The following is a 14,729-nucleotide window of genomic DNA, read 5'->3' as shown; positions in this document are numbered from 1 at the left end:
CTTAGTAAATCTGTATTATTACTGTGTTGCACCACTTCTGGGTCGGCCTGTCCGATTCCTCTTTGCGGCATTCATCGGCATCTGCGTATGCGGAAATGACAGGATTGAAATCGTAATCCCCGCCGGTGCAGTTGTTTAGCCCTGTGGGCTCCACGTTGTTGTCCACGTCGCAGTCGTGGAAGTCCGTCTGGCAACCGTTGTCGTTATTGGGGTTGTATACCCTGCGTACCTCTCCGATGTTTATATCGCTGTCGTCCAGCCCCTTCTCATACTCGCAGAAGTCTCTGTATGATATAGCTTTAACGTTTGGCTCCGTTCCGGGGGGTATATCCGCCATGTGGGTATCGGATATATATACGCATGTGTTGGTGTGCGGCTGTCCCTCGTATGTATCGCTGGTGGCAACGAAACCGTAGGGCTCGGGTGTGCACTGGGTGAAGACGTAATACCGGTCCGGCATTATGGGGGATACGAAATCGTCATACTCCGCATACCCCTGATTAATGAGCTCGTTATAAGCCGTGTTTGCCTCATCGGTTGAGATAACGCCGTCACTATTGCCGTAGTCGCCGTCGTTATCACCGGGGAGGCTCCCCTCGGCGTTTATGTATGTCTGAACGATCTCCTTCACCTGATCTATCTTTGCACGCTCCTTGCTGTATACATCCTGCCCTGTGTTGAGGGTCGGATGGACGGTGAGGACGTAGTCCCTGCTTGCGTAGTTGTCATCGGTTCCGGATGTGTCGAGGAAATCCCGCACATGAACGGTGAACCTGAAAGCACCTGGCGAGGCTGGGGTATTATCCGCATTATCTAATTCGAGGCTTGGGGCTTCGTAGTATACGGCAAGATCCCTGTCGCAGTTGTTTGTGTCGTCTATGACACCCCCGCCGAAGGTCATCCCGCTTATGTTGTCATCACCGTAGGCGTCAACACACCACTCGTAGCTAGTTCCCCCCACTCCACCTGTTACACCACCGTCTGCAAGGAACTCAACGTTGTATTCCTCCCCTGTGACGCCGAAGGGGAGCTCCTCATTAAGTATCCTGAGCCTTTTCTCACCACAGTCCGCATTCAGCTTAAGCTCGCCCAGTGTTGCAAAGCGGATGATGTCGTCATAGGATTCCACCCTGTTGATTCCGTCGGTGTTGTCGTCAACCATGGTTCCTTCGGGCTGTATTGTATACGTTCCGCCGGAGATACCGGTCTGGGGGTTTTTGTTTTCACCGGCACTTATGATTATATATGCCACATCGTTCACGGTGTTTCCGCCGATGCTCACGCTGAGCCCTGTGGAGTTGGCGTTGCAGACATCGTCGGCATTAAGAAGGTTTGGGGCAGGGTGGTATCCCACATCCTTACCGAAGCCGTCCTGGAATCCGCTGAGTATACTCTGAATCTCGGAGGTTGAAGGTAGTTCGCTGTTCTCTTCGATGTATGAGGAGAGACCGTCCTGTGTACTGTCCAGAATCTCTTTGGTCTTTCGCACCTTGGCGGTTTTTGTGAGCGCCACCACCGCAGCGGAGCCCAGCCCGAGCAGAAGCCCTACGATGACAAGGACTATGGCCATCTCCACCAGGGTGAAGCCCTTTTTATCTTTTTTACCTTTGAAATCACTGTGTAATCTGCCAGCCACGCCGTTATCACTCCTCTATATAATGAAAATGCCGTTCAGTTAATGATACATTGCGCCAATAGAGCCTGCAACGGGTAAAACTATTTTACTTTCCGCTGTTTACATGAAAGTTCTATACTTTTGAGATAATAAGGAACCTTTCATCGAAGAACCCGACCAGTATAGGCCTTACATCCTCCCAGCGCAGGCCGCCCCCTCCGCAGCCGGGTCTGGGGACTACTATTTCGCTCCACCCCTTTTCGTCCGCAAGCTCACGGAGCTGTTTTGCTGATGCTTCAATAAGTTTCGGATCAGGATTGTCATAGAAGCAGTGCTCCACAGGGAAGCTCACTATATTATCGGATAATATGTGTACACGGTTGCCCGATTCGCTGATCTTTCGACCCAATATCTTCGGAATGTCGGGGAAGAGGGCGGCAAATTCTCTGGCGTTTCCCCGCCCCATATTTGCACTGCCGTCCTTTTTAACGGTTCCGTTTGTGGTTATGGCTATTATGCATCTGCCGATGTAATCCTTTAGCTCGCCCTCGATCTCCCTGAACAATATCCGCCCCCTCTGCTGAAAAACAATTATATCCCCATACACACAGGCTTGAAAACAAACATCCTGCGGTGTATTCTGGCTCCATGAAAAAGATTCTCTTAATCCTTGCCGTAATGGTTGTTTCCGTAATCCCGACTAAGGCCGAAGAACCCGATCTTAAACAGATGGCGGGGCAGATGATCATGGTGGGCTTCCGCGGGACTCATGCGGATAATGAAAGTGTATCCCTGTTGAAAGCCCAGATCAGAGAGGGACTGGTGGGGGGCGTGGTATTCTACGCATACAACATCGACAACCCGGAACAGACCAGACGGCTTAACGATAATCTCAAGTCATCCGCTCCGGATATGCACCCGCTTTTCACAGCGGTGGACGAAGAAGGGGGGAAGGTACAGAGGCTCAGGGATAAGAAGGGTTTTGAGGACTTTCCATCACATCAGTCCGTATCTGAGGGTATGAACGCCGTTCAAGCGGAAAAGCTTTACTCAAAGCTTGCCCGAATGGTTAAGGATGCGGGCTTTAATGTGAATTTCGCCCCCGTTGTGGATTTGAATGTAAACCCCGACTCACCCGCCATCGGGAGAATCGGCAGAAGCTTCGGCAGGGATTCGGACACCGTTACAGAATATGCCGAAAGCTTCATAAAGGCGCATAGAGAGATGGGTGTTATCACCAGCATAAAGCACTTCCCCGGCCACGGAAGTGCCATGACCGACAGCCACAAAGGCTTCACCGATGTTACAGATACATGGAGCAAAGATGAGCTTCAACCTTATAAGGCTCTTCTAGACGCTGGGATGGTAGATAGTATCATGAGTGCTCATGTGTTCAATAAGAAGATTGATACTGAATATCCCGCCACAATGTCGAATAAGCAGATAGGTATGCTGAGAAAGGGAATTGGCTACGATGGAGTTCTTTTTACCGATGACCTGCAGATGGGTGCTGTGAGCGATAACTACGGCCTTGAAACTGCCGTCGTAAGGTCTGTTTCAGCGGGTGCTGATGTGCTCATATATTCAAACTATTTCGAATATGTACCCGATTTCCCTGAAAAGGCTGTTGGTTATATCCTGAAAGGGGTAGAGTCGGGTGAGCTTAGCAGAGGCAGGATCGAGGAGGCGTACCGGCGTATTATGCAGTTGAAACGCCCCCTTTGACTACCTATCCGTTCAGCTCCTCCAGAACCCTGAGAACCTCGGGTAGAAGCTGTTTCTTCCTTGAAAGAACCCCCGGCAGACGGAACTGCTGGGAACCCTCTTTGTTGTATGCCAGTATCTTTTCAGCCGCCTCAAAGCCTGTGGTAAGGAGGATGCTTTCCTCTCTTATTATATCTGTTATGAGGAGCATGCCCCAGTCCGCCTGCTTCTCATTCATTACAGTTTCAAGTGCCTCAAAAAGGCTGTCCTTTACCTCTTCCACCTCTTCAAGGGTCACAACCTCAACCTGACTTATGCCGACGGTTACGCCGAATTCTTCGTACATCTTGAAGTCGGTGGTGATAACGCTTTCGGGTTTTCTGGTTTTCAGGCTGTCCGTGGCAGAGAACATATCAACGCCGAACTCGCTGTAATCAAGTCCGGCTATCTCGCTCAGCTCCTCCACAGCACGGATGTCCTCATCGGTGGTTGTGGGTGATTTGAGGATGACAGTGTCCGAAAGAATGCCTGAGAGGAGCAGGCCTGCGATACTCTTATCGACCTCGACGCCGTTTATCCTGTACTGCTGGAAAACAAGGGTGCATGTGCTCCCTACAGGTTTTGCGAAGAAGTGTATGGGGGTCATGGTTTTAATGGTTCCGAGTCGGTGATGATCAACGATCTCGAGGATCTTCGCACTATCCGCACCATCCACAGCCTGGCCCATCTCGTTGTGGTCCATGAGAATAAGCTGACGCTGGGCCTTCTTTATAAGGTCCGAGCGGGTGATTATTCCGGAGAGCCTGTCCTCCTTCACCACGGGCATACCCTTATGGTCGATGCTCAGGAGGGTCTCACGAACCGTTTCGAGGTAATCCTCCTCCACACAGGTGGGGACGTTCTTTGCCATAACCGCCTTGGTGGGTAAGGAAAGCTGAAGCCTCCGCATAGTCTCCGCCGTATCCAGCTCGGAGATGTAGACCCACCCCTCGTAGCCGGAGAAATCTATATCCAGATCCTGCTCATCTTTGATCCCCGTAAGGATGATTGCAGGGAGCTGTCTGCGTACTGCGTATTCGATAATGTCACGCCTTTTGCCCACAACTAGAACGATGTCCGAGGTCTCCTGTGCCTCCATCCTCTCACGGAAGCGGTCGTAGGGCATTGCACCGATCATAACCGTTGCGCTGAACTCCTCGTCCTTTCCCCGGTAGTGGAAGTGCCCCTTGATAACCTTGGCGAAATTTTCCGCCCGGAAATGCAGGACAGGCTTTGTCTGTACGTCACGTGTGGCGAGGAATTCGGAGAGCTCATATATGCTCACGACCCCTTCCAGCCTGTTCCCGCCGGATACAACAGGGGTTATGCGTATCTTGAGTTCGTCGATATTGCGGATAACCCCGTATACCGGCTCGTTTACATCGATGGCCACAACCTTATGGGTCATAACATCGCTAACCTTCGGGTAAACATCCTTGATAAAGGGGGGTGGTGTTACGCCGAACCGGTCGAAGATGTATCGTGTCTGCTTATTAATGTTTCCGCATCTTGCCGGCAGATAGCGGTTTGATTTATCCAGCTCTTTCTTAAGTTCCGCATAGCAGTATGCGGAGGCTATGGAGTCTGTATCCGGATTTTTATGCCCAATAACAAGTATTTCTGACATTGCTCTCCCGCCTGAATCTATTTGTTGAAAAACTGTGAGAGACCGTTCCGGAGGCTCCAGCCTGCCTCTTCGAAGGTTGTGCGGCACCATTCGACATCGTGCCCTCTCCCTTCCTCGGTTTTCTCTTTGATATCTCTGGGGTTTGCGCCGACCTCCGCCCAGAAGAGGTTAGCACCTGCCGCTGCGCCCAATGTGCAGGGCTCGTGGGTGCATGTTCCCATTACACTGGATGGTGTGGCTAATCTAGTTACAGCAACGCACTGGGCCATGCGCATCTCGCTGATCATACCCTTTTTCGCAAGGTCTGTTCCGGGTATTGAGATCCTCCTTGCGGCTCCGCTGAATGCGGGGTCCACCGATGCAGCGAATAAGATCTTGTCGGCAATCTCTTCGTTTGAATGCTCCGGTCCGATGGGCTCAACGCATGTTCCTACCACAAGACCAGCCTCCTGGAAGGTTTTTATGCTTCTTTTTCTTTGTTCGGGATCGATATCCGTATCCGTTCCCTCCCCCATGCGCAGGGCGTGGTAGAGGCCGGTGAAGCCGGTTTCCTTTATCTTATTTGCCGTATCATAATCCTGATCGCCGATGTTCCCTATCATTATGGTCTCGGGTTTGAGGTTTCTGCGAACCTCGGCGGCGGTTTCGAGGAACTCGCCCATGTCGATGTTTGCGGTGGCCATCATGTATATGCAGGTGGAGTTGTCCGCCTCAAGTTTCTTTGCGCTGAAGACAGCCTCTTCGGGGGTAAGCATGGTGGATTCGGTAAAGATGCCGTTGGGGATGGCAAAGGAGCAGAACATGCAGTTCTCTGGGCAGGGAGCAAGATTAAGGGCAAACTGACCCTGTGCCTCCGCCTGGTTTTCGCAAAGCTCCATGGAGAAACGCTTTGCCTCGGCCATCATTATATATGTTTCAAGGCTGTTCTCGGGGAAGGAGAGCATGGTGATAATCTCCTCCCTTGTGAAGCCCTCTCTCGTTCTAGCTTTGTTCACTATATCATGGATATCCATCAGTTCCTCCGTATAAATTATGACACACTATAGAACGTAATGGTTGCTTATTTCAATAGTTTGTGGCTTAAGAATACCAGGCTTATCCGAAAATCCTTTCGAGTTTTTCGTATCTGTAATCGAAGATCTCTTCCAGCTTCTTTCGAACATAAAAGTGGTGTATTAGGCTGCCTGCGGGGCCGAAGCCGAGGCTGTAGTGGACGCTGTCGCTCATCAGCACGCCATTCTCAGTTTCTTCAAAGAAATGCTTATGGTGCCAGAACTTATATGGCCCGAAACGCTGTTCGTCAACGAAGAACCCAGGTTCATCCACATGGGTTATCTCTGTGACCCATTGGACAGATACCCCTGCAAAGGGTTTAATGCGGTATTCTACAATCATACCCTCATACATCCTCGGCGCGAGTGGTGAGACCACACGGAAATTCAACCAGTCCGGCGTTATCTCTGCAAGTTTTGATGGATCAGAGAAAAAATCCCAGGCGGATTCTATATCGGTGCCGATGAGCTGAGTTCTTTCTATAGTATTGATCCTCAAGAAGAAAACCTCCCTGTACATTTTAAGATTATTTCACATTATACACACAACTACTTCAACTATAAGGCTACTTTTTATGTAATCATACTGAAATTCTACAAGGTGGGATAATTATTGAATATATTTTATAGGTATAAAACGTTAAGAAAATGTCAAAATATCAAAATATCTGGAAAATTCGGCCTAAAAGCTCGAAAATAGTTTTAAAAATGCTGTTAAAACAGCAATTATAATGATATTCTAATATAAGGTGAACGGATGCGACAATACTTCATAAGGCACGGACATGCTGCCGAACGTTACGACTGGAAAGGTTCTGATCTCGAAAGGCCGCTGGTTGAAAAGGGTGTAACAAGAGGGGAGAAGGCTTTCAAGAACTTCTTTGAGCTTTATCCCGAGCCGGATATCCTGATTTCTTCCGAGGCTGTAAGATCCGTACAGACCGCAGAGATTATCACCGAACTGACAGGGCTTCAAATACACAGGGAGCCCAAGCTAAACCCCGGAGCCTCCGTTTCCGACTACATGGAAATGGTGCAGAAATACTCATCGTACGAAACAGTTGCCTTTGTCGGGCATGAGCCGGATATGTCCGAATTTATATCCTACTATATTTCCGGCAGTGCGATGAATGTTGTCCTTAAGAAAGGCTCTATCTGTCATGTTGAAAACAGATTTCTGGTCAACCTCGTTCAGCAGAAGGTGTTACTGTGCTGAAGGAAATGCCTTGAGAAATATCACTAAGCGTATCGAAAGAATCGACTTTGAGAGCCTTAAAGAGGCTCTTACCCCCTATGAACTGAGTGTTTCCGAGACGGAAGAGAGGGAGTGCATACTCATTGACGCCTTTGACTGGCTCCTTGCACGTGCCGGGTTAACGCTCATTTACTCACCCAGGTTGCTGGAACTTCACGGCGATGGGATCTTTGAGGAGAACCGTGTCTCAAAGATACCTTTATCCTGCTCCGACCTCCCGGACAGCCCGCTGGCGGATATTGTTTGTCCGGTTATCGACCCCAGAGTTCTCCTTGAAAAGCTAAGCTACACAGAGAAGCAGTATTGTGCGAGTGTTCTCGATGATGAGGGGAAGACCGTTGCCAGGTACCTTTTCAAAACAATGAAAAGCACCGATGCCCAGCTCGATACGGTTTCACTGCAGGAGCTCAGGGGCTATTCTGCTGAGTTTAAAAAGGCGGATAAAGCTCTTAAAAGACTCGGGTTCGGCGATATTATCGAGGATGAGTTCAGCACCTTCATAACCCTTTCCGGTCTTGACCCCAGAGCTTACAGCACGAAGGTCTCTGCACCGGATGAACCTGAGATGCCCGCCGAGGATGCTGTTAAATCTTTCCTTCTGGATCTTCTCGAAATAATTGAGATGAATGAGGAGGGAACAAAGCTCGGGCTCGATATAGAGTTCCTACACGATTTCCGAGTATCCGTCCGCAGGACACGCTCCGCCCTTGCCATGCTTAAGGGTGTTTTCCCTGAGGGGATTACAAACAGATTCCGGGCGGATTTTAAGGACGTGCAGAAGGTTACGAACCAGCCCAGGGATCTGGATGTTTACGCCCATATGATGCAGGAGTACAGGGAGCTTCTCCCCCTATCCATGGAAAACGGCCTTGAGCCTCTGGAGAAGATGCTTGAGCAGACCAGAAAAAGGGAACAGAAGAGCCTTGCCGAATATCTGGAATCCTCTGAATATCATAAGATAAAAGAGGATTGGCGCAGCTTCCTCACAGGCGGAATGGATGCCGAAAGAACCGAAAAGGGCGCTATGCCTGTTCGGGAGCTGGCTGCTGAGGGTATAGCTAAAGCTTATGGAAAAGTCATTAAAAAGGGTGGTAAACTCTCAGAGGATTCTCCTGCGGATGACTATCACAAGATACGCATAGACTGCAAAAAACTTCGTTATCTCCTTGAGTTTTTTGGTGTGCTTTACCCGGGGAAGGATTCCTCAAAATTTATATCAGAGCTGAAAAAACTGCAGGACTCCCTCGGTTCGCACCAGGACTATGAGGTTCAGCAGGAGGAGCTCTATACCTTTGTGGAGGAAGTGAAGCAGAAGGTAGATGATCCGGCGCCGGTATCCATGGCGGCTGGCTATCTTATAAAGATACTCTCCGAAAAACAGATGGAGGAGAGGATGAAAGGCCTCGGACTAGTGAAGAGGTTTATCCGTGAAAAGATGCAGAATAAAGTGGAAGAGATGTTGAAAAAATGAAAACAATCGCAGTTTACAGTATTAAGGGGGGTGTCGGAAAGACAGCCGCCTCGGTTAATCTGGCATATTATGCCGCTAAGGCGGGTAAGAAGGTTCTTATATGGGATCTCGACCCCCAGGCGGCGGCTACCTTTTATTTCCGTGTTAAGCCGAAGATAAAGAAGGGTATAAAAAAGACCGTTCAGGGTAAGCGTGATATCGATGATGATATCAAGGCGACGGACTATGAGAACCTCGACATTATCCCCTCCGACTTCTCTTACCGGAAGCTGGATATATTTCTCGATGCGGAGGATAAGTCGAAGAAGCGCATTGGGGATATTCTGAAGCCTTTACAGGATGAGTACGATGTTGTTATACTTGATGCACCCCCCGGGATAACACTTCTCTCAGAGGCTCTTATCCAGGCGGCAGACATTCTTGCCGTTCCGATAATACCCACTGTTCTCTCCCAGAGAACAAGCGAGATGCTCACTTCATACCTCAAAGAGAATGATATGAAGAAGGTTCGCCCCGCTCTGTTCTTCTCTATGGTGGATAGAAGGAAGAAGATCCACAGGGAGGTTATGGAGGATCCGGGTATAAAGCGGATTAAGCTTCTTGAAAGCTTCATCCCCTATTCTGCAGATGTTGAGCGTATGGGGACAAACCGTGAACCGGTGGGGGCTTTCAGCCCGTGGTGCAGGGCTTCCAGAGCGTATAAAACACTCTGGGAAGAGCTTGAGGCTATTCTCTGATATCACCTGACAAACATTTAACATCGTTATTGCATCTTTATAACCGGTGTATACGAATCTGTATGCTGATCAGTCCCTTTCATGGGGACACGTATTGCTATTAGGAGTGAGAATGCTTCAGCTTGATTTAACGAGTGTCGCTGTTGTTGATATTGGCAGTAATACTGTGCGACTTCAGGTCTCAGAATTAAAGGATAAAAGCTATAAAGTAGTTGAGGAATATAAGGAATCAGTACGTCTTGGCGATGAGGTTTTTAACTACGGCAGGATAACAGAGCCCGCCCTTGAGCGTCTTCTGGCGAGCCTGCGTGAGGTTCGCAGTATCGTGGAGCACTGGAAGGTGGACACCATCCGTGCTGTAGCCACCGCTTCCTTCAGGGGTGCGGATAACTTCGAAGAGGTTATCGATAAGATTCGTGAAACCTGCGGTTTCAACGTTGAGGTTATCAGCGGTGAAGACGAGGCGAGGTTCACGTGTATAGCCGCAACGGCAAACTTTCAGCTCACCAAGTACAATGCACTCGTTCTTGATATCGGGGGCGGAAGTGCGGAATATTCCTTTGTACGCAAAGGTGTACTGGAGCGGGCTGTCTCCCTTGAGCTTGGGTGCAACCGTCTCACGAGGCAGTACCTCAAGGGTGATCCTCCAAAGTCCTCGGAAGTGCAGGAGCTTAAGGATCTTTACCGTGAGGAGATTAAAAAGCTTAATATTGATGATAAGATCGATATAATAATATGCACTGGCGGCTCCATGGGAAACCTGGCCACCATAAACTATATTGAGAAGAAGGCGAGGCTCGACAGGGCGGTTAAGTACGTTGAGCGAAAGTACCTCAAGCGTTTCATCAGCGATTTCCGCAACATGAGTGTCAAGGAGCGTATCGAGGTTGAAGGTATGGAGGAGAAGAGGGCGGATATAATACTTGCCGCCGCCATGCAGGTGGATATCGTCCTTGAGCATGCCGAGCGGGAGGGCTTTTACACCCTCAGTGGCGGCCTGCGTACAGGGCTTACCATCGACACTGTCAACTCCATGGGGATCGAGCTCCCCTTCCAGCAGAACCTTGATGATATTCGACACTCAAGGCTCATAGAGATAGGGAACAAGTTCCTCTTTGAGGAGCGTCATGCAAGGCAGGTGTGCAGGCTCTGCCAGAAGCTCTTTGATTCAGTGGCAGAGGAGGAGAAGCTCACTTCCGATGACTGGCAGCTCCTTGAAGCTGCGGCACTCCTCCACGATATCGGCAACTATATATCATACTCCAAGCACCACAGACACTCGCAGTACCTTATTATGAACTCCGACCTCATCGGGTATGACCATGACGAGATTGTGCTTATAGGCAATATCGCCAGATACCATAGAAAGAAGGGGCCGCAGGAAAAGCATAGATACTACAGGGGTCTCAGCTCCTCTCAGAAGAAGAAGGTTGCCGTTCTTGCGGGAATACTCCGCATAGCAGATGCCCTGGACCGTTCCCACAGGTCCCATGTTAAGGAACTGGAAATCAAGTCATCCAAAAAGGAGATGAATATTAAGGTCGTCTCCGGTGCGGATGTTTCCATGGAACTTAGGAAGGTGGATATCAAGAAGGACATCTTGGAGGAAACAATTAACAAAGAGATTGTGTTTAAATGAAAAACGGACTTTTTGCCTCAATCAACATCGGTGCCAGTGCCTTCCGGATGATCATCTGCGAGTATCGTGACGGGGAGGAGAGGGTGCTTGAAACCCTCGTAAAGCCCCTCGGGCTTGGGAAGGACACGTTCACAAAGGGCTACATCACCCTTGATAATGTGTACAAAGCCACCCGGATAATGCAGAACTTCCGCAACAAGCTGGACGAGTTCGGAATTAAGAAGAACTACAAGTGCGTCTGCACCAGCGGTGTGCGTGAGGCGAGAAACCGTTATTTCCTCATAGACCATATATTCCAGAAAACCGGCATTAAGCTGGATGTTGTGGACCCCTCCGAAGAGGTCTATGTTAAATACATAGGCGTTAAGAACGATATACCGGATTTCGATAAATACGAGAGAAAGGGCGTTATCTTCGCAAATATATCAAGCGGTAACGTCTCATTGAATATAATCAAGGACGGAGTAAGTATATTCTCCGGAACCCTTCCCTACGGGAGCCTGCGCCTGCGGGAGATATTCAAGCATATCCCCATCCACAGCCGCCACAAGGCCTACAGGCAGTATGTGAAAACGATGTTTACCACCATAAGCTCTTCCCTCGGCGGGGATATGAGCATTAAGTATATAGTTTGCTCGGGAAGCTCGGTTAACACCCTTCTCAGCATATTCAAGCCTGAGGATAACTTCTTCATGCGCAAACAGCTTGAAGAGCTCTACGAACAGGTTAAGGACAAACCTTCCCAGGAGAATATGATGGATCTCGGCATCAGGATGAACGAGGCGAAGGTCCTTGTTCCCATGCTTGAGATGTATCTGCGGCTTCTCAGCTACGTTAAGTCCGACAGGCTCCGTTTCTCCCGTCTTACCTTTCCCCATATCATGACACGCTACTACTCGAAGTCGGTTAATGATACGGGTTTTAACACCAGACTTCGCAAAACACTCTATTTCATGGGGGAGCGGTTCAACTTCGATAAGCTCCATGCAAAAACAGTGGCCGGTTTTGCCACCAAGCTATTTGATTCCCTCAGCGAACTGCACAACATGGGGAACAAGGAGCGCATACTTCTGGAAGCGGGGGCCATCCTCCACGATATAGGCTACTTTATCGATGCAAAGATGCACCATGAACACTCCTACTATATTGCAAACGCACTCGATATGCCCGGTTTCAGCAAGGATCAGGTTACGATAGTCGCATTCCTTGTGCTTATGCACCGAAACGAGCCTGAGCAGTCACTCGGCAAGCGATTCAGCTATCTTGATATAGATACCCAGCTGATTATACGTAAGCTTGAGAGCATGCTGCGTATTGCGGATGCCCTTGATACCAGCCACATGCAGCTTATTATCGATTTCGATGTTCAGGTGGCGAACAACCGGATTCTTATATCCGCAAGGACAAAGAAGGTTCCATACCTTGAGAAGATTACGTTCGAGCAGAAGAAGGAGCTTTTTATAGAGACCTTCGGTATACCTATAGAACTGGAGACGAGGATTCTTTATGAGTAATTACCGTTTTATCAACAGGGAGATAAGCTGGCTTGGCTTTAATGAGCGTGTCCTCAGGGAGGCCGAGGACGAGCGTGTGCCCCTCCTTGAAAAACTGAAGTTTCTTGCCATATTTTCGTCCAATCTGGACGAATTTTTTATGATCCGTGTCGCCGGTCTTATGGACCAGGTTAATGCCGGCTATACCAAAACAGACATATCCGGCCATACCCCCGAAGAGCTTCTGCACCAGATATCCGATATATGCCATAAGCTTGTGAAGGATCAGCAGACGATATTCAACAGTGTAAAGAAGGAGTGCGCAAAGCACCATATCGTTATAGAGCCGAATATTGAAGGGGATCTCGAAGAGATTGTTGAATCTATCTTCACCGAAGAGATAATGCCCCTCGTTTCCCCCGTTACCCTGAGCTCGGCAAACCCCTTCCCCTTTATCTATAACCTGCGCCACTGCATCTTTGTGGAGCTTGAGAAGGATGGCAAAAAGCATTACAGCATTATAATAATACCGGAGAACCTCCAGAGGGTTTTCAAGGTTAAGCTTCATAGAACATATTTCCTGACATCCGAGGAGATTATTGCAAAGTATCTTCAGCGGGTCTTCCCCGGTTACGACGTGAAGGACAGCTATATGCTCCGACTCACCAGGAACGCCGACCTCTCCGTTGAAGAGGAAGAGGCGGAGGACCTGCTTAAGCTTATCCAGAAAAAGCTCCCTGCCAGAAAGAAGGGGAACGTTGTTCGGGTGGAGATAGACAAACGTGCCCCTGATGAGGTTTTCAGCATACTTAAAGAGCATATCCACTTCGAGGATGAGGATGTTTATGTGGTGGACAAGCCTCTGGATCTCACCTTTCTTTTTGCTGTGAGCGGCGAAAATAAGGAGCTGGCCTATCCGGTCTACACACCCTATATCCCTTACGGACTCAAAGCGGATGAAACAATCTTCGACCGTATCAAGGAGAGGGACTACATATTCTACCGCCCTTACCACGATTTTGCCCTCATCTCCGGTTTGATTCGGGTGGCCGCAAGGGATCGTGATGTTCTCTCCATTAAGATGACGCTTTACCGTGCAAACAAGGGCTCCAGTATAATGGAATCCCTCGCCGAGGCCGCAAGGGCGGGTAAGCAGGTCTGCGTGGTAATCGAGCTTAAGGCACGCTTTGACGAAGAGAGAAACGTTGAGTGGGCCACAAAGCTTGAGGAGGCTGGGTGTATCGTAACCTATGGTATCGCAGGGCTTAAGATACATTCCAAAAACCTTATGATCGTTCGAAAGGAGCAGGGGAGGATCGTTCGGTATAATCATCTCTCCACCGGAAATTACAACGAATCCACAGCCAATCTTTATACTGATATAGACTATCTCACCGCCGATGATGAGGTGGGTGAGGAGTGTGCGAACCTCTTCAATATGCTGATGGGGTATACCGACTACGTTCAATGGAAGCATCTCTATCCCGCCCCGACCCACATCAAGCCGAAGATCCTTGAGTTTATCGATAACGAGATGGAGTACGCCCGAAAGGGGAAGAAGGCGGAGGTTATCGTCAAGGTGAACTCACTCATTGATAAGCCCCTGATGGAAAAGATATACGACGCCTCCCGTGCGGGGGTTAAGATAAAGATGATAATAAGAGGCATCTGCGGGATAACCGCCGGCGAGAAGGGGCTTAGCGAGAATATTCAGGTTCGCAGCATTGTGGGAAGGTTTCTTGAACACCCCCGGATCGTATATTTCCACAACGGAGGCAAGCCCCGCGTGTTCATCTCCACAGCGGACTGGATGGAAAGAAACATGGACAGGCGTGTGGAACAGCTATTTGAGGTTAAGGACAAGGAGGCGAGCCGCTTCCTCATAAAGATACTCGAATGCAACCTTGAGGATAATACCAAAGCCTGGGAGCTGCGGGGGGATGTCTACGAAAAGGTGCAGCCATCTTCTAAGGAAAAACCCTTTGGTTGTCAGCAGGATATGATAGATAACGGGATTGAATAGATCATTACCTCATTTTTTCTATTGCACAAACACCCCCTGCGACTATATTGGAGTATATAAGTCTTCTTTAAGGA

At 49.1% G+C, this 14,729-nt stretch carries 12 protein-coding genes; 7 read left to right on the top strand and 5 right to left on the bottom strand.

What is annotated here, in order from left to right; translation table 11 throughout:
- Window position 1: 1 nt before the first annotated feature.
- The gene (locus tag K300_RS0111430) at window positions 2–1,636 is read right to left on the bottom strand and encodes a prepilin-type N-terminal cleavage/methylation domain-containing protein (protein WP_022851808.1); all 1,635 of its coding nucleotides are present in this window, start codon (window positions 1,634–1,636) and stop codon (window positions 2–4) included.
- 112 nt (window positions 1,637–1,748) lie between these two features.
- Window positions 1,749–2,180, bottom strand: coding sequence for a macro domain-containing protein (locus K300_RS0111425; RefSeq protein WP_022851807.1), 432 nt, complete (start codon window positions 2,178–2,180; stop codon window positions 1,749–1,751).
- An 83-nt stretch (window positions 2,181–2,263) separates the two neighbouring features.
- Here K300_RS0111425 and K300_RS15470 point away from each other — a divergent pair, with 83 nt between their 5' ends.
- Entirely contained in the window at window positions 2,264–3,340 is a 1,077-nt protein-coding gene (locus tag K300_RS15470) for a glycoside hydrolase family 3 protein (protein ID WP_022851806.1), read from the top strand.
- A gap of 4 nt (window positions 3,341–3,344) precedes the next feature.
- Here the strand turns inward: K300_RS15470 and K300_RS0111415 are convergent, their stop codons facing one another.
- From K300_RS0111415 to K300_RS0111405, 3 genes are all read right to left on the bottom strand, one after another.
- Complete coding sequence (locus tag K300_RS0111415; RefSeq protein WP_022851805.1) at window positions 3,345–4,985, bottom strand: putative manganese-dependent inorganic diphosphatase; 1,641 nt, start codon at window positions 4,983–4,985, stop codon at window positions 3,345–3,347.
- Between the two features lie 17 nt (window positions 4,986–5,002).
- The gene (locus tag K300_RS0111410; RefSeq protein ID WP_022851804.1) at window positions 5,003–5,998 is read right to left on the bottom strand and encodes a biotin synthase BioB; all 996 of its coding nucleotides are present in this window, start codon (window positions 5,996–5,998) and stop codon (window positions 5,003–5,005) included.
- An 82-nt stretch (window positions 5,999–6,080) separates the two neighbouring features.
- Window positions 6,081–6,536 carry an SRPBCC family protein gene (locus K300_RS0111405; protein ID WP_022851803.1) on the bottom strand — a complete coding sequence of 152 codons (456 nt, stop codon included), beginning with the start codon at window positions 6,534–6,536 and terminating at the stop codon, window positions 6,081–6,083.
- 258 nt (window positions 6,537–6,794) lie between these two features.
- Here K300_RS0111405 and K300_RS0111400 point away from each other — a divergent pair, with 258 nt between their 5' ends.
- From K300_RS0111400 to ppk1, 6 genes are all read left to right on the top strand, one after another.
- Window positions 6,795–7,253 (top strand): SixA phosphatase family protein, encoded by a 459-nt coding sequence (locus tag K300_RS0111400; RefSeq protein ID WP_022851802.1) that lies wholly within the window; start codon window positions 6,795–6,797, stop codon window positions 7,251–7,253.
- A 10-nt stretch (window positions 7,254–7,263) separates the two neighbouring features.
- On the top strand, window positions 7,264–8,763 hold the full coding sequence (locus K300_RS0111395; RefSeq protein WP_022851801.1) for a CHAD domain-containing protein: 1,500 nt from the start codon (window positions 7,264–7,266) through the stop codon (window positions 8,761–8,763).
- Window positions 8,760–9,500 carry a ParA family protein gene (locus K300_RS0111390; RefSeq protein WP_022851800.1) on the top strand — a complete coding sequence of 247 codons (741 nt, stop codon included), beginning with the start codon at window positions 8,760–8,762 and terminating at the stop codon, window positions 9,498–9,500. The genes K300_RS0111395 and K300_RS0111390 overlap by 4 nt, the downstream gene beginning before the upstream one ends.
- A gap of 112 nt (window positions 9,501–9,612) precedes the next feature.
- Window positions 9,613–11,139: a Ppx/GppA phosphatase family protein gene (locus tag K300_RS0111385; protein ID WP_022851799.1), complete on the top strand. Its 1,527-nt coding sequence runs from the start codon at window positions 9,613–9,615 to the stop codon at window positions 11,137–11,139.
- Window positions 11,136–12,653, top strand: coding sequence for a Ppx/GppA phosphatase family protein (locus K300_RS0111380; RefSeq protein ID WP_022851798.1), 1,518 nt, complete (start codon window positions 11,136–11,138; stop codon window positions 12,651–12,653). The genes K300_RS0111385 and K300_RS0111380 overlap by 4 nt, the downstream gene beginning before the upstream one ends.
- Complete coding sequence (gene ppk1 / locus K300_RS0111375) at window positions 12,646–14,655, top strand: polyphosphate kinase 1 (RefSeq protein WP_022851797.1); 2,010 nt, start codon at window positions 12,646–12,648, stop codon at window positions 14,653–14,655. The genes K300_RS0111380 and ppk1 overlap by 8 nt, the downstream gene beginning before the upstream one ends.
- Window positions 14,656–14,729 lie beyond the last annotated feature (74 nt).

The sequence above is a fragment of the Limisalsivibrio acetivorans genome (assembly GCF_000421105.1).
In the GTDB taxonomy this organism is placed as follows: Bacteria; Chrysiogenota; Deferribacteres; order Deferribacterales; family Geovibrionaceae; genus Limisalsivibrio; species Limisalsivibrio acetivorans.
This window is presented reverse-complemented; position numbering and strand designations above follow the sequence as displayed.

Coding starts and splice junctions, on each gene's coding strand:
- K300_RS15470 (WP_022851806.1), top strand. CDS start 2,264: ATGAAAAAGATTCTCTTAATCCTTGCCGTAATGGTTGTTTCCGTAATC.
- K300_RS0111415 (WP_022851805.1), bottom strand. CDS start 4,985: ATGTCAGAAATACTTGTTATTGGGCATAAAAATCCGGATACAGACTCC.
- K300_RS0111410 (WP_022851804.1), bottom strand. CDS start 5,998: ATGGATATCCATGATATAGTGAACAAAGCTAGAACGAGAGAGGGCTTC.
- K300_RS0111400 (WP_022851802.1), top strand. CDS start 6,795: ATGCGACAATACTTCATAAGGCACGGACATGCTGCCGAACGTTACGAC.
- K300_RS0111390 (WP_022851800.1), top strand. CDS start 8,760: ATGAAAACAATCGCAGTTTACAGTATTAAGGGGGGTGTCGGAAAGACA.
- K300_RS0111385 (WP_022851799.1), top strand. CDS start 9,613: ATGCTTCAGCTTGATTTAACGAGTGTCGCTGTTGTTGATATTGGCAGT.
- K300_RS0111380 (WP_022851798.1), top strand. CDS start 11,136: ATGAAAAACGGACTTTTTGCCTCAATCAACATCGGTGCCAGTGCCTTC.
- ppk1 (WP_022851797.1), top strand. CDS start 12,646: ATGAGTAATTACCGTTTTATCAACAGGGAGATAAGCTGGCTTGGCTTT.